The sequence below is a fragment of the Streptomyces sp. NPDC001985 genome, assembly GCF_040296845.1.
Classification (GTDB): Bacteria; Actinomycetota; Actinomycetes; order Streptomycetales; family Streptomycetaceae; genus Streptomyces.
This window is the reverse complement of sequence record NZ_JBEOYB010000043.1, coordinates 22,309-41,486: the sequence shown is the minus strand read 5'-3', so window position 1 is coordinate 41,486 and position 19,178 is coordinate 22,309. Positions and strand designations below refer to the sequence as shown.

The window sequence follows — 19,178 nt, the reverse complement described above, 5'->3', positions numbered from 1 at the left end:
AATGGAGCCGAAATCCCCTGACTGATGACCCATCGGACAGTGGCAGGATCGGGGCGGCGGTCCGGCGCGGAGAGCGCCACCGCCCGGGGCGGTGGCGCCGGTCGCGCGTGGGGCGGTCGGGGTCAGAAGACGAACGGGCCCGGGGTCTGGGAGGTCAGGGCGTCACAGTTGACCGGGACGCCGAAGATGGTCATCGACAGGGCCGTACCGGCGAAGTACGAGTCGAGGACGTTGCCGGAGGCGACGGTGCCGTTGAGCGGACCGATCGTCACCGCGGAGTTGGCGGGGAGCGCCGGGTTCCGCTTGCCGGTGAACTTGACGGTCCCGCCGCCCCGTTTGGCGAGGGTGAGGGTGGCGTTGATCTGGTTGGCGCCGACGGCGATCGGGGTGGTGACCGCCGAGTTGATGGTGATGGTGGCCGAGGTGCCGCTCTGGGTCGCGGACAGGGTCGCCGTGCCGCCGCCCCAGGAGCCGCAGTCGTAGTTGGCCTGGGCCGAACCCGGGGTGACGGCCGCGGCGGCCGGGGCGAGGGCCAGGGAGGCGGCGGCGAGCGCTCCCGCCGCCAGGGCCGTGCCGATCAGTGCTCTGCTGCCTCGCATGGGGGATTCCCCTTCCCGTTTCGGGGATCGTGGTGGAGACCCGCGCCGGGCCCGGGACCCGGGCACCGCCGCAGCCGGTCCGGGTCAGGGGCACCCGGGCGGACGGGCGGGCAGGGCGGGGCACGGCGGAGGCCGGTGACGAAGGCGCGCGTGGACCGTCGGGAGAACTCCGCGGGCGGGGTGCGCACGCCACACGGACGGAGGAACGCGGACGGCTCGGCACGGGACCGCGACTCGGGTCCGGGTCCGGGCCGCCCAGTGGAGCTGACGGTCCGTCGGTTGAGCTGAACTGCTGTTCATTGAGGCGCACGCGAGCGGCGATGGCAAGACACAGGGGCGTGATTCTTCGGCGGGGCCGTGGATCGGTACGGCCCCGCCCCGGCGGGAGGGGGGCGGCGCGCGGGGCGGGAGAAGGGCGGCGCGCGGGGCGGGAGGAGGGCGGCGCGCGGCGGACGAGGTGCGGCGCCCCCGGGGATCAGCCGGCCGTGACCGCCGACTTCAGGACGCCGTCGGGGCCCGCGAGCAGCACCGGGGTGGCGGGGCCGCCCAGGTCCCGTACGGCAGCGCGGTCGGCGTCGGACGCGGAGTCGGCGTCCGAGACGACGACGGCGGCCTCCAGGGACCGCGCGCCGCTGGCCACGGCCATGGCCACGGCGGTCTGGAGGGCGCTGAGCGCCAGGGACTCCAGGGCGACGGTGCCGGCCACATAGGTGCGTCCGGTCTCGTCCCGTACGGCCGCGCCCTCGGGGACACCGTTGCGGGCCCGGGCGCTGCGCGCCAGCGTGATGATCTTGCGGTCCTCGGGACCGAGGTCGCCGGGGTCGGTGCTCTGCGTCATGCCCCGAGCATAGGACGCCCCCGCGCGGCCGTCGGCGAGGACCCCGGTCCCCCGCCGACGGGGGCCCTGGGAGGGGCGGGACCTGCGGGCGGGCCGGGCTCACGGGCGGGAGGGCCCGAGGCCGACAGGCTCAGGGCAGGCAGGGTCCGAGGCGGCAGCGCTCAGGGGCGGGCGGGGCCTGCGGGCCGGGCGGGGCGGGCGGGGCCTGCGGGCCGGGCGGGCGCGCCGGGTTTGTCCGGGTCGCCCGTCACCCGGGCGAACCCAGCCCTGCCGGCGAGCTGAGGCACAGAATCCAGCCTCGCTGGGGGCACCTCCCGGAGGTAGCTCTGGGGGAGATTGAGGCTCGGGGGGCGCGGGGGCGCGGGGGCGCGGGGGCCGGCCCCCGACCGTGGCCCGCACCGTGCGGGCAGAGCCTGCCGGGGCGGCCGGGTTCAGGTGTCGGCCCGGCTCACGGGCGGTCCAGGCGGAGGCGGGCCGCCTTCGGGAGGCCCGCCACCACCAGGTCGTAGGAGTCCTCGATCAGCTCCCGGACCATCGCGTCCGGGAGCAGCCCGACGGTCACCGTGTTCCAGTGGCGCTTGTTCATGTGCCAGCCGGGGGCGATGGCGGCCGGATGGTCCGCGCGGAGCCGGACCGCGATCTCCGGCTCGCACTTCAGATTGACCGTCAGGGGATCGGCGTCGAGGGCGCAGAGCGCGAACATCTTCCCGGCGACCTTGAAGACCGAGGTCTCCGGACCGAAGGGAAACTCCTCCGCCGCGTCGTTGAACTCCAGGCAGAACGCCCTCAGCCGCCGCGCCCTCATGCCGCGTGCTCCCCCTCCGGACGGGAATCGACGGGCTCCGCGAGCACCGTGACGATCTTGTTCCGGCGGCCGGCCGGGGACTCGGCGGTCAGCCGCAGCGCCCGTCCGTCCGGAAGGTCGACCACGGCGCTCGCCCCGGAGATGGGCACCCTGCCCAGGGCCTTGGCGAGCAGCCCGCCGACGGTCTCCACGTCCTCGTCGTCCAGCTCGTCCAGGCCGTACAGCTCGCCCAGATCGCCGATGTCGAGCCGCGCGGTCACCCGGTAGCGGCCCCCGCCCAGCTCCTCGACGGGGGGCAGCTCACGGTCGTACTCATCGGTGATCTCGCCGACGATCTCCTCCAGGATGTCCTCGATGGTGACGATCCCGGCCGTGCCGCCGTACTCGTCGATGACCACGGCGACATGGTTCCGCTTCTGCTGCATCTCACGGAGCAGATCCCCGGCGTTCTTGGTGTCGGGGACGAAGACGGCGGGGCGCATCGCCGTGGAGATCAGATCGTTCTCGGCGTCACGGTTGACATGGGTCTTCCGCGCCAGGTCCTTCAGATAGACGATGCCGACGACATCGTCCTCGTTCTCCCCGGTGACGGGGATGCGGGAGAAACCCGAGCGCAGGGCGAGGGTGAGCGCCTGACGGACGGTCTTGTACCGCTCGATGGAGATCAGGTCGGTGCGCGGCACCATCAGCTCGCGGACGAGGGTGTCGCCCAGCTCGAAGACCGAGTGCACCATCCGGCGCTCGTCGTCCTCGATCAGGGACTCCTGCTCGGCCAGGTCCACCAGCGCCCGCAGCTCCGCCTCACTGGCGAAGGGGCCCTTGCGGAACCCCTTCCCCGGGGTGAGCGCGTTGCCGATCAGGATCAGCAGCTGGGGAATGGGGCCCATGATCCGGGCCAGCGGCAGCAGCACATAGGCCGCCGCGGTGGCGGTGTTCAGCGGATGCTGACGGCCGATCGTGCGCGGGGAGACCCCGACGGCGACATAGGAGACCAGGACCATGACGCCGATGGCGACGGCCAGCGCCTCCCAGGTCTCGGGGAACTCCTGGAGGCAGGCGTAGGTGACCAGCACCCCCGCCGCCATCTCGCAGGCCACCCGCACCAGCAGGGCGACATTGAGATAGCGGGTGGGGTCGGCGGCGACCTGCTCCAGCCGGGCCGCGCCGCGCCTGCCCGCCCGTACCGCCTCGGCGGCGCGGAAGCTGGAGACCCGCGCGATGCCCGCCTCGGCGCACGCCGCCAGCCAGGCGACCACGACCAGCAGGACCGCGCCGAGAACCAGGGGGGCGCTCATGAGAGGGTCGGCGCCGGCGAGGGACCGGTGAGGCCCGTCTCCGCCCGCCAGCCGTCGATGATCGCCGCCTGGAGGCCGAACATCTCGGCCTTCTCGTCCGGCTCCTCGTGGTCGTACCCCAGCAGATGGAGCACGCCGTGGACGGTGAGGAGCTGGAGCTCCTCGTCCATGGAGTGCTGGGTCGGGGCCTGCTCGCCCTGCTGCCGGGCCACCTCGGGACAGAGCACGATGTCGCCGAGGAGCCCCTGCGGGGGCTCCTCGTCGTCCTTGACCGGGGGACGCAGTTCGTCCATCGGGAAGGACATGACATCGGTGGGGCCCGGCAGATCCATCCACTGGATGTGGAGCTGCTCCATGGCTTCGGCGTCCACGACGATCACCGACAGCTCGGAGAGCGGATGGATGCGCATCCGGGCGAGGGCGTAGCGGGCGACATCGAGGATCGCCCGCTCGTCGACCTCGGTTCCGGACTCGTTGTTGACGTCGATCGACATGGTGTGCTGTACCGCTACTTCCCGGTTCCGGTCCCATGGCCGTGGCGGGCACCGCTGCGGGTGCCGCCCGCGCCGCTGTGCTGGGCGCCCTGGCCGTCGTACTTCTCGTACGCGTCGACAATACGGCCGACGAGCTTGTGCCGTACGACGTCATGGGACGTGAGACGCGAGAAGTGGACGTCCTCGACGCCGTCCAGGATGTCCTGGACCTGGCGCAGACCGCTCTTGGTGCCGTTGGGCAGGTCGACCTGGGTGACATCGCCGGTGATGACGATCTTCGAGTCGAAGCCCAGCCGGGTCAGGAACATCTTCATCTGCTCGGCGCTGGTGTTCTGCGCCTCGTCGAGAATGATGAAGGCGTCGTTGAGGGTCCGGCCGCGCATGTACGCCAGGGGCGCGACCTCGATGGTGCCCGCGGCCATCAGCCGGGGGATCGAGTCGGGGTCGAGCATGTCGTGCAGCGCGTCGTAGAGCGGGCGGAGATAGGGGTCGATCTTCTCGTAGAGCGTGCCGGGGAGGAAGCCGAGGCGCTCGCCCGCCTCGACGGCGGGGCGGGTCAGGATGATCCGGTTGACCTGCTTGGACTGGAGGGCCTGGACCGCCTTGGCCATCGCGAGATAGGTCTTGCCGGTGCCCGCGGGGCCGATGCCGAAGACGATGGTGTGCTTGTCGATGGCGTCGACATAGCGCTTCTGGTTGAGGGTCTTGGGGCGGATGGTGCGGCCGCGGCTGGAGAGGATGTTCTGGGTGAGCACCTCGGCGGGGGTCTCGGCGGTGCCGTCGGCGCCCGCCTCCCCGCTCGCCCGGAGCATGGCGATCGAGCGTTCCACTGCGTCCTCCGTCATCGGCTGTCCGGTGCGGAGCACCAGCATCATCTGATCGAACAGTCGCTGGACGAGCGCGACTTCCGCCGCGTCACCGACAGCGCTGACCTGATTGCCCCGGACATGGATGTCGGCCGCCGGGAAGGCCTTCTCGATCACGCGCAACAGGGCGTCACCCGAGCCGAGGACGGTCACCATGGGGTGCTTGGCGGGGACCGCGAACTCGGCTCGTGCCTGCCCCGTCGCCGGGGGGCCCGCCGCGCCCTGGGGCTGCGGGGGGAGGGTGTGGGCTGTGGGTGTGTGAGTCATGGGCCGGCTCTGTGGCCTGCACATACCTCCCGTTGCAGGGTTCTCGCCGCTCGACAACCTCTGGACATCAAGCGTACGACGCCGCACCGACAACGACCGAGGGCTTTTCGCCGCCCGTGCCCCCGGGTCCGGGGCGGGGAGGGTCAGGCCGGGCTGCGGAAGCCGATGGTCGGGACGGCGCGGCGCAGCGGCCACGGGCGCGCCGGGGCGGGGAGCAGCCGCTCCAGGAAGGCGTACCGGCCGAGCGCGCCGCCGGTCTGGCCGCGCACCCCCTGGACCTGGCGCCACCAGGAGGCGATCTCCATCCAGCCGGGGGCGGAGAGCGAGCCGCCGAACTCCTGCACGGAGAGCGCGGCGGTGAGCCCGGCGAAGGCGAGGCGGTCGGCGAGGGGCCAGCCGGCGAGCGTCCCGGTGACGAAGCCGGCGACGAAGACGTCCCCGGCCCCGGTCGGGTCGAGCGCCTCCACGGCGATGGCCGGGACCCGCGCGCTCTCGCCGGTGGCGCCGTCCACGGCGCAGGCGCCCTCGGCGCCGAGGGTGACGACGGCGACCGGGACCCGCTCGGCGAGGGCGTGGGCGGCGGCGAGCGGGGTGCGGGTGCGGGTGTAGCGCATGGCCTCCTCGGCGTTGGGGAGGAAGGCCTCGCAGTGCTCCAGGTCGTCGAGGTCGGCGGGGTCCCAGCGGCCGGTCTCGTCCCAGCCGACATCCGCGAAGACCCGGGTGCCGGTGCGGGCGGCCTGGGCGATCCACTCGTCGCGCCGGCCGGGGGTGAGGGAGGCGACGGCGGCGCGGGCGGGCGGGGGCCGGTCCGGGGCGGGCTCGGGCGGCGGGGCCTCGTGGCCGTGGGAGACCATGGTGCGCTCGCCCTCGTACGCCATGGAGACGGTGACCGGGGAGTGCCAGCCGGGGACGGTGCGTGAGAGGGAGAGGTCGATGCCCTCGCCCTGTTCGAGGGCGTCCCAGCAGTAGTCGCCGTAGTGGTCGTCGCCGAAGGCGGCGGCGAGTGAGGTGCGCAGCCCGAGCCGGGCCAGGGCGGTGGCCATGTTGGCGACCCCGCCGGGGCTGGAGCCCATGCCGCGGGCCCAGGACTCGGTGCCGCGGACGGGGGCGGAGTCGAGGCCGGTGAGGATGATGTCGAGGAAGACGGTGCCGGTGAGGTAGACGTCGCAGCCGGGGTCGGTGGGGGTGCGGAGGTGGGAGAGGGGGTCGAGGCAGGGGGGCCTGCGGTCGGGGGGTGGTGCGGGGTGGTGATGGGGGGTGTGCCTTGTGCTCACTGGGCCGCCGCTTCTGTGCGTGGTGCGATCCGGCCAGTCTGCCAAACCCGCCCGCGCGCCGAGAGCCCGCACATCCCCGCCCCGCCCGCTACCACCGCCTCGCCCGGCAAACCCGGCCCGCCCGCTACCTCCAGCCCGTCCGGCGCTTGAGGACGGACCCCGCACCACGGGTGGCCCGAGCAAACCCAGCGGGTCCGGCACACCCAGCCCGTCCGGCGCTTGAGGACGGACCCTGTGCCACAGGACCCCGCACCCTGCGGGCCACGGTCGGGGGCCAGCCCCCGAACCCCCGCGCCTCAATCGCCGGAGGGGCTGGAGTGGTGCGGCTCAAACGCCGGAGGGAGGGGTGGTGCTGCCTCAGGTCGCCGGAAGGGCCGAGGGGTGCTGCCTCGGGTCGCCGACCGGCTGGATTTCGTGCCTCGGGTCGCTCAGGTTGGGCGAGGGGTGAGGGGGAGGCGGGCGTACTGGCGGCAGGTGCGGGCGGTGGAGGCCAGCAGTGCGTGGGACGCGGCGGCCAGGGCGCCGGCCAGAGCCGTCAGGGGCCAGTTCCGGTCCAGCACCGCCACCGCGACGAACCCCAGCGCACCCACCCCCATCGCCATCGCCGCCCCCGTCCCGCTCCAGGCCACCACCAGGGGCAGCCGGGACGGGACGCGCAGCCGCCGGCCCGGGCTGCCGGTCGCGGCCAGCGCCCCCGCCGCGAGCAGCGCCGCCGCGACCGAGACCCCCGCCAGATGGAGCCCCAGCACCCCCCACCCGTCGTCCACGGCCCCCCTCAGCAACAGCAGGCACACCACCAGCAGCGGCACCGTGAGCCCCGCCGCGCGTGCCGTGTGCCGGGCCTGGGCGATGGTCAGTTCGCGCTGCCAGCTCGGCGCCAGCTCCTCCGGCGTCCCGAACTCCCGCACCGCCCGCCGGGCGGCCTCCTCGCGGGACAGCCCGCCGCGCGCGTACGCCTCGACCGTGTCCGTCAGCCCTTCCCTGATCTCCTCGATCAGCCGGGACTTGACCCGGGCCGGCCCGTGAACGGCCGCCGCCAGCTCCGCCACGTACCGCTCCACGGGGTCGGACGAGGGCCGTCCGGCGCTCACAGCGCCCGCGCCGGGTTCAGGACCGAGCCGATCGCGTCCGTGAACTCCTGCCAGGCCGTGCGCTCGGACGCCAGGCTCCCCCGCCCCGCGTCGGTGAGTTCATAGACCCGGCGGCGCCGCTCCCCCGTCGTCTCCCAGCTGCCGCGCAGCAGCCCCAGCCGCTCCAGCCGGTTGAGCGCCGGGTAGATCGTGCCCGTGCGCAGCTCCAGCACACCGCCGCTGCGCCGCTGTACGGCGGTGATGATCGCGTAGCCGTGCAGCGGGCCCGGTTCGAGCACGGCCAGGAGCAGGCCGTCCAGGTGGCCGCGTACCGCATCTGTCCTCATGGATTGGCAGCCTATCCATAGGAAGCCTTGGCATGCTATCTATTGGCAGCCAACCTATTCAGCCTCCGGAGGGTCGTCCCGGTGACCACGTTCCTGCTGTCCGTCCACGTCCTCGCGGCGATCCTGACCATCGGTCCGGTCGCGGTGGCGGCCTCCCTCTTCCCCCGTTACGCACGGGCACAGCCGGAGGAGCCGGGCGAACGGACGCCGCCCGCCACGGCCGCGCTGCTGCACCGGATATGCCGGGGCTACACCATCGCCGGGCTGAGCGTCCCGGTCTTCGGGGTCGCCACCGGCGCCGCGCTCGGGGTCCTCACCGACGTGTGGCTGCTGGTGTCGATCGTGCTCACCGCGATCGCCGCGGGCATCCTGGCGCTGGCCATCCTCCCCGGCCAGGAGCGGGTGCTCGCCGGCGGGGAGGGGACGGCGCGGACGGCGGCCCGGCTGTCCGGGCTCACCGGGATCTTCAATCTCCTCTGGGCGGTCGTGGTGGTCCTGATGATCGCCCGGCCGGGCTCCACGACGGGGGCCTGAGCCCCGCGCTCACCAGCGCGGGCCCCGGGGCGCCGCCCACCCCGGCTCCGCGCGGCGCATCGCGCGGGCGTCGTCCCGGTCGCGCAGGGCGCCGTCGTCCTCCACCCAGCGCCGGTGCAGCGCCGCCAGCCGCTCCCGGTCCAGCTCGACCCCCAGCCCCGGCAGATCGCCGACCGTGAGCCGCCCCTCCCGGAAGGTGTGGCGTTCGGTGATCACGTCCTCCGTCTGCCACGGGTAGTGGCTGTCGCAGGCGTAGTCCAGTCGCGGCACCACCGCCGCCGCGTGGGTCATCGCGGCCAGGCTGATCCCCAGATGCGTATTGGAGTGCATGGACAGCCCCACCCCCCAGGTGCGGCAGATCGCCGCCAGCTCACGGGTGTTGCGCAGCCCGCCCCAGTAGTGGTGGTCGCAGAGCACCACCTGCACGGCGCCGAGCGCGAACGCCTCCGGGATCTCCGCGAAGGTCGTCACGCACATATTGGTGGCCAGCGGCACCGGTGTCCCGGCCGCCACCCGCGCCATCCGCCGCACCGACCCGGCCGGGTCCTCCAGATACTCCACCACGCCCCGGAGTTCCCCGGCCACCCGCAGCGAGGTCTCCACGGACCAGGCCCCATTGGGGTCGAGCCGCAGCGGGGCGCCGGGGAAGGCCGCCGCGAGGGCCCGTACGGCCGCGATCTCCTCGTCGGGCGGGAAGACGCCGCCCTTGAGCTTGAACGAGCCGAAGCCGTGTTCGGAGGCGAAGCGCCGGGCCTGCGCGACGATCCCGGCGGGGTCGAGCGCCGCGCCCCAGTCGTCGGGCTCCCCCGCGCCCTCCGGGTGCCCGGCCCAGCGGTAGAAGAGATACGCGCTGTACTCGACGGTGTCCCGGACCTTCCCGCCCAGCAGCGCGTGCACGGGCAGGTCCAGCACCTTGCCGAGGACATCGAGCAGCGCGACCTCGAAGGCGGAGACCACCGAGAGGCGCAGCTTCTCCGAGGTGCGCACCCCGCGCAGCCCGCGCGCGTCCACCCCGTCCCCGTCCCCGTCCCCGTCCGTGGCTTCTCCCCCATCCGCGCCCGCGGCCCCCGGGGAGAGCGCGCCCGGGGAGACGGCACCGGGGTCCCCGCACACCAGCTCCGCGAGCCGGTGGAGTCCGTTCACATCGGTGACCCGGTGACCGGGCAGGGCGCGCGCCAGCGGCGCGGCCAGCGCGAGGTACTCCGTGTCCCCGTAGGTCTCACCCACACCGGTGGTCCCGTCCGCCATCACCACCTCGACGATCAGACGAGGGGTGTACGGCTGGTGGACACCCTGCGTATTGAGGAGAGGGGGGTCGGCGACGAGGACCGGGGTGAGCCGCACCTCGCCGATCGTCAGATCCTGGGTCATGCCATGCTCCTGCCGGTCTCAGACATGGACGGCGTGCACAGACAGGAATGGAGACTAGGGAGATGGGCATGCCCCGGTCAATGGGACCGGGGCACACGGGACCGGGGCACACGGGACCGTACCCGCGCGACCCGCCCGGGTGGGCCACCCGCACGGGCCGCCTACTCGGGCCGCTCCGAGGCGAAGTCGTACGCGTCGACCTCCGCGATCAGCCGCGCCCGCCGCTCCTCGTCGTCCTCCAGGAACGACACCAGGAAGGAGTTGCGCGCCAGTTCCCGCAGCCGCTCCTCCTCCAGTGACAGCGCCTCGCGCACCGCGTGGAAGGTGTCGCCGACATAGCCGCCGAAGTAGGCCGGATCGTCCGAGTTGACCGTGCAGACCAGACCCGCGTCCATCATCGCGCGCAGCGGGTGGTCCTCCAGGGTGTCGATCGCCCGCAGCCGTACGTTGGAGAGCGGGCAGAGCGTCAGCGGCACCCGCTCGCGGGCCAGCCGCTCGACCAGCTCGTGGTCGTCCATACAGCGCAGGCCGTGGTCGATCCGCTCGACCCCGAGCACGTCCAGGGCCTCGGTGATGTAGGAGGCGGGACCCTCCTCGCCCGCGTGGGCGACCTTGCGCAGACCGAGCGCGCCGGCCGCCTCGTACACCTCACGGAACTTCGCGGGCGGATTGCCCACCTCCGCCGAGTCCAGGCCCACGGCCGTGATCCGGTGCAGATGGGGCCGCGCCTCCTCCAGGGTGGCCAGCGCCGATTCGGCGCTCAGATCCCGCAGGAAGCACATGATGAGCCGGGTGGAGATTCCGTGCCGCTCCTCGCTCGCGTCCAGCGCGCGGGCCAGGCCGCCGATCACCGTGGCGATGGGGACGCCCCGCGAGGTGTGCGCCTGCGGGTCGAAGAAGATCTCCGCGTGCCGGACGCCCTGGGCGGCCGCCCGGGCGAGATACGCGTCGGTGAGGTCCGCGAAGTCGTCCTCGGTGCGCAGCACCGCCATCAGACCGTAGTAGAGGTCCAGAAAGGACTGGAGATCCTCGAAGTCATAGGCGCGGCGGAGCGCCTCGGTGTCCGCGAAGGGCAGGTCGACGCCGTTGCGCGCGGCGAGCGCGAAGGCCAGCTCGGGCTCCAGGGTCCCTTCGATGTGCAGGTGCAGTTCGGCTTTGGGAAGTGGCACGGGTCCAGCTTTGCTCATGGGTGACGTGGGGGGAGGGGGACGCGCAGAAGGTCGGACGCCACGGTCAGCTCGGCGTCGAACCCGGCCGCGCGGGCCTGCCGCTCGAATTCTCCCGCATCGGGGTAGCGCTGCGAGAAGTGGGTGAGGACGAGGTGGCGCACCCCCGCGTCGCGCGCCACCCGGGCCGCCTGCCCGGCGGTCAGATGGCCGTGGTCGGCCGCCAGCCCGGCGTCCTCGTCGAGGAAGGTGGACTCGATGACCAGCAGATCGCACCCGTCCGCGAGGGTGTGCACCCCGTCGCAGAGCCGGGTGTCCATGACGAAGGCGAACCGCTGCCCCCGGCGCTCCTCGCTGACCTCCTCCAGGGTGACGCCCCGCAGCTCCCCGGTGCGCTGGAGCAGCCCCACATCGGGTCCCGCGATGCCGTGCGCGGCGAGCCGCTCGGGGAGCATCCGGCGCCCGTCGGGCTCGGTGAGGCGGTAGCCGTAGGACTCGACGGGGTGCGAGAGCCGGTGGGCTTCGAGGGTGTACGCGGGAGTGCGCGCCAGGACCCCGTCGGCGGCGACGGGGGCCTCGGTGAGCCGGACGGTCTCGCGGTAGGCGGTGGCGTACCGCAGCCGCTCGAAGAAGTGCTGCCCGCTCGCCGGGTAGTGGGCGGTGATCTCGTGCGGGACCCGGTCGAGATTGATCCGCTGGATGACGCCGGCCAGCCCGAGGGAGTGGTCACCGTGGAAGTGGGTGACGCAGATCCGGTTGAGGTCGTGGGCCGCCACCCCGGCGCGCAGCATCTGGCGCTGGGTGCCCTCCCCCGGGTCGAAGAGGATGCCCTCGGCGCCCCAGCGCAGCAGATAGCCGTTGTGGTTGCGGTGCCGGGTGGGCACCTGGCTGGCGGTGCCGAGGACCACCAGTTCTCGTACGGACACGGTGTGCGGCGCTCGCTATCCGGGGGGCCATTCGAGGCCGCGGCCACCGAGGATGTGGGCGTGCGCGTGGAACACGGTCTGTCCGGCGCCGGAACCGGTGTTGAAGACGATCCGGTACCCCTTGGCGACGGTGCCCTCCAGCTCGGCGACCTCGCCCGCCTCCCGCAGGACGTCGGCGGCCAGCTCGGGCTCGGCGGCGGCCAGTGAAGCGGCGTCGGGGTAGTGGGCCTTGGGGATCACCAGGACATGGGTGGGGGCCTGGGGGTTGATGTCGCGGAACGCGACGACGGTCTCCGTCTCGCGCACCACGGTGGCGGGCACATCGCCGGCGACGATTTTGCAGAACAGGCAGTCAGCCTGGGGTTCTCCCGCCATGCCGGGGTTCCTCCTCGCGTTGATCGGCCAGTGGTTGATCAGCCAGTATCCGAGCATGCTACCGAGGGCACGGCTCCCGGGGGCCCGAGGGCTCCCGGGGGCCGTGCACCGGGCCCTAGGGAAGGGACGGAGGCGATTTCGGCGGGTTCTCCGCGAGGACGGCCAGCGCCATGCGGACGGCCTCGTCGAGCTGGGGATCGCGCCCGGCGGCGTGGTCCTGGGGGGTCGTCACCACCTCGACGTCCGGGTCGACCCCGTGGTTCTCCACCCCCCAGGCGTACCCCTCCAGCCAGAACGCGTACTTGGGCTGGGTCACCAGCGTCCCGTCGACCAGGGAGTAGCGGCTGTCGATGCCGATCACCCCGCCCCAGGTCCGGGTCCCGACCACCGGGCCGATGCCGAGGGCCTTGATCGCCGCGTTCACGATGTCGCCGTCGGAGCCGGAGAACTCATTGGCCACCGCCACCACCGGGCCCCTCGGGGCATCCTGCGGATAGCTGTACGGGCGCATGCCGCGCGGCAGGTCCCAGCCGACGATCCGGCGGGCCAGCTTCTCGATGATCAGCTGGGAGGTGTGGCCGCCGCGGTTCTCCCGGACGTCGACGACGAGTCCGTCCCGCACCACCTCGACCCGCAGATCCCGGTGGATCTGCGCCCAGCCGGCGCCCTGCATGTCGGGCACGTGCAGATAGCCCAGCCGCCCGCCCGACTTCTCGTGGACGTACGCCCTGCGGTCCGCGACCCAGGCGTGGTAGCGCAGCGGCTCCTCGTCCGCGAGCGGCACCACCACCGCGTACCGGGGATCGCCGCCGCCCGCGGGGGCCACCGTCAGCTCGACGGGTTTGCCGACCGCGCCCACCAGCAGCGGGCCGGGACCGGCGACGGGGTCCACGGGGTGGCCGTCGACGGCGAGGATCGCGTCACCGGCGCGGACGGCGACCCCGGGGGCGGCGAGCGGGGAGTGGGCCTGGGGGTCGGAGGTCTCCGACGGCAGCACCCGGTCGACGCGCCAGGTGCCGTCCTGCGCACGGGAGAGGTCGGCGCCGAGGAGCCCCTGCCGGGTCGAGCGGCTCCCGTACCAGCCGCGCGGGGTGACATAGGCGTGCGAGGTGCCCAGCTCCCCCTGCACCTCCCACAACAGGTCCACCAGGTCGTCGTGGGTGGCGACGCGCGCCAGCACCGGGCGGTAGCGCTCCAGTACGCCGTCCCAGTCGACGCCCCCGAGGTCGGCGCGCCAGAAGTTGTCCCGCATCAGCCGGCCGGCCTCGTCGTACATCTGCCGCCACTCGGCGGCCGGGTCGAGCAGCCGGCGCACCCGGGAGAGATCGACGGTGATGTTGGTGTCGCTGTCCTCGTCGCGCGAGGCACGGCGGTCGCTGGGGACGACCTTCAGCGCGCCGTCGGTGAGGAGCAGCACCCGCTTGCCGTCGCCGCTGACGGAGTACGTCCGCACATCGGACGCGAGTTCCTCGCTGTGGAGCTGGGCCAGGTCGTACCGCTCCAGCGCGGTCCTGGGGCCCGGGTCGTCCGGGGTCGCCCGGGTCGCGCCCAGCACCCCCCGTACCGGGTGGCGCAGCCAGAGCAGGCCGTCCTTGGCGGCGCGCAGGGTGGAGTAGCGCGCGGCCTCGACGGGGAACGGCACTATCCGGTCGGCCAGTCCGTCGAGATCGATACGGGTGACGGGGGTCCCGTTGTCGCCGTTCTCCTGCTTGCCCTCGGTCTCCCGCTCCTTCTCCTTGTCCTTCTCCTTGTCGGCGTCGAAGGGGCGGCCGTGCCGCTGCGGCCCGAAAGGGGAGGGGGTGGTCGCGGCCAGGGTGATCAGATGCGGGCGGCAGCCGCCGACGAAGGCGAGATCGAAGACATGGGTGTCGTAGACGGGGTCGAAGGCGCGCTCGGAGAGGAAGGCCAGATGCTTGCCGTCGAGGGTGAAGGCCGGCTGGTAGTCGCGGAAGCGGAGCGGGGTCGCCTCGGAGACGGTCAGATCGGCGGTGCCGGCGAGTTTCAGCTGCCGCAGCGGGGAGGGTCCGGCGTGCGACCAGACGAGCCAGGCGGAGTCGGGCGAGAAGGTCAGCCCGGTGGCCTCGCCGTCCTCGCTGCGGTCGACCTCGCGCACCTCGCCCGAGTCGCGCTCCACCAGGAGGACGCGGCCGTCGTGCGAGGCGACGGCGGCTCGGGAGCCGTCCGGGGAGACGGCGAGCCCGAGGACCCGGCCGAGCCGGCCCGCGCCCAGCCGGCGCGGGGTGGCGCCGGCGGCGGTGCCGGTCGCCGGGGCGAACTCCAGGGCGTCCTCGCCCTCCGCGTCGGTGACCCAGACCACCTGCTGCTCGCTCCCGGTCCGGAAGGTGCGGGGCAGCCGGGCCCGGACCCCCGGCTCCACCGCCAGCGCCCGCGCGGGGCCCTCGCGGTGGGTGATCCAGTGGATGCCGCCCCGGATCTCGACGGCGCTGCCGCGCCCGGTGTGGTCGGGTGCGGCGGAGCCGAGATGGTGGTCGGCGTGGATGAGCCGGGGACGCAGATCGGTGCGCTGGCCGCCGAGGCGGATGTCGAGACGGCGGGGTTCGGCGCCGTCGAGGTCGTCGAGGAGCCACAGCTCGCCGGCGGACGAGTAGACGACACGGGTGCCGTCGGTGGCGGCCTGGCGGGCGTAGAAGCCGTCCACCGGGGTGTGGCGGCGCAGGGCGGAGCCGTCGGGGAGGGAGGAGTAGAGGGCGCCGACGCCCTCGTGGTCGGAGAGGAAGGCGATCCGGTCGCCCACCCAGAGGGGGTACTCCAGGTTGCCGTCCAGGTCCTGGTGGAGGCGGGTGAAGTCGCCCGTGTCGCCGTGGTCGATCCACAGCTTCCCCGCGGTGCCGCCCCGGTAGCGCTTCCAGGCGGCGGCCTCGCGGCCCATGGTCGCGGAGAGCAGCAGCACGCCGGGGCCGCGTTCGCTCCGGGCGACGCCGCCCACCGGCCCGTACGGCAGCTCCGTCCCCGGGCCGCCGTCGAGCGGGAGGGCCCGCGCCCAGGTGCGGCGCAGCGAGGGCTGGGCGTGCGTGGTGAGCACGAGGATCTCGCCGTCGGCGGTCCAGCCGCGCACGGCGGTGCGGTGGCTGCCCCAGTGGGTGAGCCGGGTCCCGGGCCCGCCGTCGACGGCCGCGAGATGCACCTCGGGCGCGCCGTCGCGGCGGGAGGTCCAGGCGATGTGCGAGCCGTCGGGGGAGATGCGGGGGTGGTCGACGGGCACGTCGTCGGCGCTGACGCGCCAGGCTCGGCCGCCGTGGAGGGGGGCGACCCAGATGTCGTCCTCCGCGGTGAAGGCGATCAACTCGCCGTGAATATGGGGGTACCGGAGGTAGGCAGGCTGCGTCACGCTGTCACCCTAGGCAGGCGGGGGTCGCGGGGGGAGCCCTTTGCGAGATCAGCCTGCCCGTCGCCCGGCCCCCGGGACGGCCCCTGTGCCACAGGCAACCCGCACAGCGCGGCCCACGGTCGGGGGCCGGCCCCCGAACCCCCGCTCCTCAAACGCCGGAGGGGCTGGAGTGGTGCGGCTCAGCCCGCCGGAGAGGCTGGAGTCGTGCGGCTCATCACAGACAGCCCGCGTCCCGCGCGCACCCGTCAGGGAGGAGTCACGGTTCTGGTGACCGTCACCGTCACCGTGGGCGTGGGCTCGGGAGCCCGGCGGGACGGGCGCGGCTGGGTGCAGTCCCCGAGGAACTCCGCGTCGAAGGCCGCCTTCCCGCCGACCCGCGCAGCCAGATCCCCCCGCACACAAACCCCCGCCCGTTCCTCCGTCACCCTCCCCCGCAACGTGATCGACTCCCCGCCCGCCGTCTCCCCCTCACAGTCGACCGTCGCGTACCCCGCCCCCGCCGGAGGCGCACTCCCCGGTGCCGAGGTACAGCTCAGCCACCTCACCTCCACCCCGAGGCGCTTGAACGTGCTGGTCGCCGTCCGGTCGGTGGTGAACGCGACGGCCGCGGCGTTGAGCCTGCCGTCCCCCGTCGGCTCGCACCCGGTCAGCGCGGCGACCGCCGCGGCGGCGAGAGCGAGGGCGAGGGCGGCCGGGAGCCGGCGGCCGGGTCTGATGGTGGTGCCGTTCATGCACGGCAGCGTGACACCGAGCGGCGGCCGGTAAAAGAGTGGTTGCGGACACAAATCCCCCGTACGGTCCGCGAGATGAGCAGAAAGCTGATCCGGCCCCGCAGGCTCGTCCTCGACGCGGACACGGTCTACATGTGGACCGTGCGGCACCGGCACTCGGCCGAGGGCGGACGCCCGTACAACTGCCGTACGGTCCTGTGCTTACGCCGCGAGGGCACCACCCCACGGCTGGAGATCGCCTTCCGGGAGACCGGCGAACCCTCCGGCCCGGGCCAACGGCTCAACCTCCACGAGCCGGGCATCGTACGGCGGTTCGTCGACGAGGCCCTGGCGCGGGGGCTGCTCCCCGCCCCGCCGGGGACCACCGAGGTGGACGGCGGGCCCCTGTTCGACGCGGTGATCGCCGCCTCCGCCGCTGCGCGCGGCGGACGGCCGGATCACGCTGCGCCAAGCGGGTGAACGGCCCCTCCCAGGGGTCCGGGCCGTCTCTTTCGGATCTTGCCGGGCTCGCGAGCCCCGGCACCGGACCCCGCTCACCGATCCGGCCCGATCCGGCCCGATCCGGCCCGATCCGAAAGAAACTCCCTAGCCCCAGCGCCCGGTGCGCCCGAGCAGCAGCGCCACCCCCGCCGTACCCGCCGTGGAGGTGCGGAGCACCGTGCGCCCGAGCCGGTGCGGCCCGGCTCCCGCCGCCGCGAACACCGCTAGCTCCTCCGGCGAGACCCCGCCCTCGGGCCCCACCACCAGCACCATCGACCCCTCCGCCGGGAGTTCCGCCGTGGCGAGCGGCTCGGCGCCCTCCTCGTGCAGTACGGCGGCGAAGTCGGCCGCCGCGAGCACCTCGGCGACCTGCTTGGTCGTGGCCGCCTCCGCGACCTCGGGGAAGCGCAGCCGGCGGGACTGCTTCCCCGCCTCGCGCGCGGTCGCCCGCCACTTGGCGAGGGACTTGGCGCCGCGCTCGCCCCTCCACTGGGTGATGCAGCGCGCAGCCGACCAGGGCACGATGGCGTCGACGCCGGTCTCGGTCATGGTCTCCACGGCGAGTTCCCCCCGGTCGCCCTTGGGGAGCGCCTGCACCACGGTGATACGCGGCCGGGGCTCGGGCTCCTCCAGCAGGCTCCGCGCCTCCACGACCAGCCGGTCCTTGCCCTCGGTCCGGAGGACGACACCGGCCGCGCCCCGGCCGAGGCCGTCGGTGAGCACGATGTCCTCGCCGGGCTGGAGCCGCCGCACGGAGACCGCGTGGCGCCCCTCGGGCCCGTCCAGGGTGATCGGCCGGCCGGGTCCGGCGCCGTCCAGCGAGTCGACGAGGAAGACGGGCGCGGTCATCAGGAGCCCTCCGGGGCGAACGCGGTGCGGGCGGAGTCCATTTCGCCGGCGAGCACCCCGACGAGTTCCCCGGCGGGCAGGGTGCGGGCCAGCCGGTGGCCCTGCCCCGCCCACAGGGACATCCCCTGGGCGTCCCCCGCCTTCGCGGCGGCCTTGCGGAGCCCGCTGGTCAGATGGTGGACCTCTGGGTAGGCGGCCGGGGCGTAGGGTCCGTGCTCGCGCATGAAACGGTTTACCAGGCCCCGGGCGGGCCGCCCGGAGAAGGCCCGGGTCAGCTCGGTGCGGGTGAAGAGCGGGTTGGTCATGGCCTGTTTGTGCAGGGTGTGCGCGCCGGACTCGGGGCAGACCAGGAACGCGGTGCCGAGCTGGGCGGCGGTCGCCCCGGCGGCGAGCGCGGCGGCGATCTGGGCGCCGCGCATCAGCCCGCCGGTGGCGATGACGGGCAGGTCGACGGCGTCGCGGATCAGCGTGATGAGGGTGAGCAGCCCTATCCCGGCGCCGGCGGTGGCGGGGTCGTCGCGGTGGGTGCCCTGGTGTCCGCCCGCCTCGACGCCCTGTACGCAGAGCGCGTCGGCTCCGGCCTGCTCGGCGGCGCGGGCCTCTTCGGGGGTGGTGACGGTGACGACGGTGAGGGTGCCGGCCCGGCCGAAGGATTCGAGCACCTCGGGGGCGGGGCAGCCGAAGGTGAAGGAGACGACGGGCACCGGGTCGTCGAGGAGGATGGCGAGTTTGGCCTCGTAGCCGTCGTCACCGCCGGAGTCGGGGTCGCCGAGCGGGGTCTCGTACCAGGTGGTCTCACCGGCGAGCTGGTGCTGATAGACCTCGATGGCGGCGGGGTCGGTGGTGCCGCGCTGCGGCATGAAGAGGTTGACCCCGAAGGGGCGTGGGGTGAGCCCGCGGATCTGTTTGATCTCCTGGTACATGCCGCCCGCGGTCTTGTACCCGGCGGCGAGGAACCCGAGACCGCCCGCCTCGGACACGGCGGCGGCGAGCTGGGGGCACGACGCGCCGCCGGCCATGGGCGCCTGCACGATGGGATACCGGCAGAGACCGGTCAGTGCGGAGGACATGCTTGCATCGTGCCATGCGCCTCCCGGCCCACCGAATCGGCCTCGCCCGGCCCGTGGAAGGCTCCCGGCCCCCTGCGCGACCCCCGTGCCGGGGCCTCTCGCACCCTGATGCTCCACGGCGCGCCGGTCCCCGGTCGCGCGGGGAGTTCCGTCCTGGCGCTCCCCCAGGGCTGCCCCCGGACAAGCCGGACCGGCTCAACGCACCGGCCTCACAGACACCCCGGGTGTGCGCAGAAACCGGCCCCCGGGAAGCCGGAACTCCCCAGACAGCCACCGGACAGCACCGAGACACCCCGAAGTCACCCCGCCACCCAGGCATCGCCCGCCGCAGCTCCGGCACCGGCCCCCGGACGAGCCGGACCGGCTCGGACACCCGCCCCGGACGAGCCGGACCGGCTCGGGCCCCCCGGCACACCGGGCGGCCGGCTCCGGCCCCTCCCCGGGCAGGCACCCGGCAGCCGAAATCACCCGG

Annotated in this window: 19 protein-coding genes; 2 read left to right on the top strand and 17 right to left on the bottom strand. The window is 73.9% G+C overall.

Annotation, left to right across the window (positions count from 1 at the left end; translation table 11 throughout):
* Nucleotides 1-122: 122 nt before the first annotated feature.
* From ABT122_RS20345 to ABT122_RS20305, 9 genes are all read right to left on the bottom strand, one after another.
* Nucleotides 123-599, bottom strand: a complete 477-nt coding sequence (locus ABT122_RS20345) for a hypothetical protein (RefSeq protein ID WP_351553836.1) — start codon at nt 597-599, stop codon at nt 123-125.
* Nucleotides 600-1,074: 475 nt separating this feature from the next.
* A complete protein-coding gene (locus tag ABT122_RS20340; protein ID WP_351553833.1) occupies nt 1,075-1,437 on the bottom strand; it encodes a cytidine deaminase-like protein in 363 nt (120 codons plus the stop codon).
* Nucleotides 1,438-1,885: 448 nt separating this feature from the next.
* Complete coding sequence (locus tag ABT122_RS20335; protein ID WP_351553830.1) at nt 1,886-2,242, bottom strand: MmcQ/YjbR family DNA-binding protein; 357 nt, start codon at nt 2,240-2,242, stop codon at nt 1,886-1,888.
* Nucleotides 2,239-3,537, bottom strand: coding sequence for a hemolysin family protein (locus ABT122_RS20330; RefSeq protein WP_351553827.1), 1,299 nt, complete (start codon nt 3,535-3,537; stop codon nt 2,239-2,241). The genes ABT122_RS20335 and ABT122_RS20330 overlap by 4 nt, the downstream gene beginning before the upstream one ends.
* Nucleotides 3,534-4,031, bottom strand: a complete 498-nt coding sequence (ybeY, locus tag ABT122_RS20325; protein WP_351553824.1) for an rRNA maturation RNase YbeY — start codon at nt 4,029-4,031, stop codon at nt 3,534-3,536. The genes ABT122_RS20330 and ybeY overlap by 4 nt, the downstream gene beginning before the upstream one ends.
* Before the next feature lie 14 nt (nt 4,032-4,045).
* Entirely contained in the window at nt 4,046-5,164 is a 1,119-nt protein-coding gene (locus tag ABT122_RS20320; RefSeq protein ID WP_351553821.1) for a PhoH family protein, read from the bottom strand.
* Between the two features lie 143 nt (nt 5,165-5,307).
* Entirely contained in the window at nt 5,308-6,438 is a 1,131-nt protein-coding gene (locus ABT122_RS20315) for a carbohydrate kinase family protein (RefSeq protein WP_351553818.1), read from the bottom strand.
* A 428-nt stretch (nt 6,439-6,866) separates the two neighbouring features.
* Complete coding sequence (locus ABT122_RS20310; protein ID WP_351553815.1) at nt 6,867-7,529, bottom strand: permease prefix domain 1-containing protein; 663 nt, start codon at nt 7,527-7,529, stop codon at nt 6,867-6,869.
* Complete coding sequence (locus ABT122_RS20305; protein ID WP_351553812.1) at nt 7,526-7,855, bottom strand: helix-turn-helix transcriptional regulator; 330 nt, start codon at nt 7,853-7,855, stop codon at nt 7,526-7,528. Before ABT122_RS20305 ends, ABT122_RS20310 begins: the two co-directional genes overlap by 4 nt.
* Before the next feature lie 81 nt (nt 7,856-7,936).
* On the opposite strand from ABT122_RS20305, the gene ABT122_RS20300 reads away from it, so the two are divergent.
* On the top strand, nt 7,937-8,389 hold the full coding sequence (locus tag ABT122_RS20300) for a hypothetical protein (protein ID WP_351553809.1): 453 nt from the start codon (nt 7,937-7,939) through the stop codon (nt 8,387-8,389).
* A gap of 9 nt (nt 8,390-8,398) precedes the next feature.
* Here ABT122_RS20300 and ABT122_RS20295 read toward each other — a convergent pair whose 3' ends face one another.
* The 6 genes from ABT122_RS20295 to ABT122_RS20270 all read right to left on the bottom strand — a co-directional run bounded on the left by ABT122_RS20295 (nt 8,399) and on the right by ABT122_RS20270 (nt 16,307).
* Nucleotides 8,399-9,760, bottom strand: a complete 1,362-nt coding sequence (locus tag ABT122_RS20295) for an enolase C-terminal domain-like protein (RefSeq protein ID WP_351553806.1) — start codon at nt 9,758-9,760, stop codon at nt 8,399-8,401.
* A gap of 161 nt (nt 9,761-9,921) precedes the next feature.
* Nucleotides 9,922-10,929 (bottom strand): adenosine deaminase, encoded by a 1,008-nt coding sequence (locus tag ABT122_RS20290; protein WP_351553803.1) that lies wholly within the window; start codon nt 10,927-10,929, stop codon nt 9,922-9,924.
* Nucleotides 10,930-10,943: 14 nt separating this feature from the next.
* Nucleotides 10,944-11,852, bottom strand: coding sequence for a ribonuclease Z (locus ABT122_RS20285; RefSeq protein WP_351553800.1), 909 nt, complete (start codon nt 11,850-11,852; stop codon nt 10,944-10,946).
* A gap of 15 nt (nt 11,853-11,867) precedes the next feature.
* Nucleotides 11,868-12,227 (bottom strand): histidine triad nucleotide-binding protein, encoded by a 360-nt coding sequence (locus tag ABT122_RS20280; RefSeq protein WP_351553922.1) that lies wholly within the window; start codon nt 12,225-12,227, stop codon nt 11,868-11,870.
* 115 nt (nt 12,228-12,342) lie between these two features.
* The gene (locus tag ABT122_RS20275) at nt 12,343-15,576 is read right to left on the bottom strand and encodes a S41 family peptidase (RefSeq protein ID WP_351553797.1); all 3,234 of its coding nucleotides are present in this window, start codon (nt 15,574-15,576) and stop codon (nt 12,343-12,345) included.
* Nucleotides 15,577-15,821: 245 nt separating this feature from the next.
* On the bottom strand, nt 15,822-16,307 hold the full coding sequence (locus ABT122_RS20270; RefSeq protein ID WP_351553794.1) for a hypothetical protein: 486 nt from the start codon (nt 16,305-16,307) through the stop codon (nt 15,822-15,824).
* Between the two features lie 75 nt (nt 16,308-16,382).
* On the opposite strand from ABT122_RS20270, the gene ABT122_RS20265 reads away from it, so the two are divergent.
* Nucleotides 16,383-16,766: a hypothetical protein gene (locus tag ABT122_RS20265; RefSeq protein ID WP_351553791.1), complete on the top strand. Its 384-nt coding sequence runs from the start codon at nt 16,383-16,385 to the stop codon at nt 16,764-16,766.
* Between the two features lie 126 nt (nt 16,767-16,892).
* Here ABT122_RS20265 and ABT122_RS20260 read toward each other — a convergent pair whose 3' ends face one another.
* Nucleotides 16,893-17,636: a 16S rRNA (uracil(1498)-N(3))-methyltransferase gene (locus ABT122_RS20260; protein WP_351553788.1), complete on the bottom strand. Its 744-nt coding sequence runs from the start codon at nt 17,634-17,636 to the stop codon at nt 16,893-16,895.
* A complete protein-coding gene (locus ABT122_RS20255; protein ID WP_351553785.1) occupies nt 17,636-18,706 on the bottom strand; it encodes a nitronate monooxygenase in 1,071 nt (356 codons plus the stop codon). The genes ABT122_RS20260 and ABT122_RS20255 overlap by 1 nt, the downstream gene beginning before the upstream one ends.
* Between the last annotated feature and the right edge of the window lie 472 nt (nt 18,707-19,178).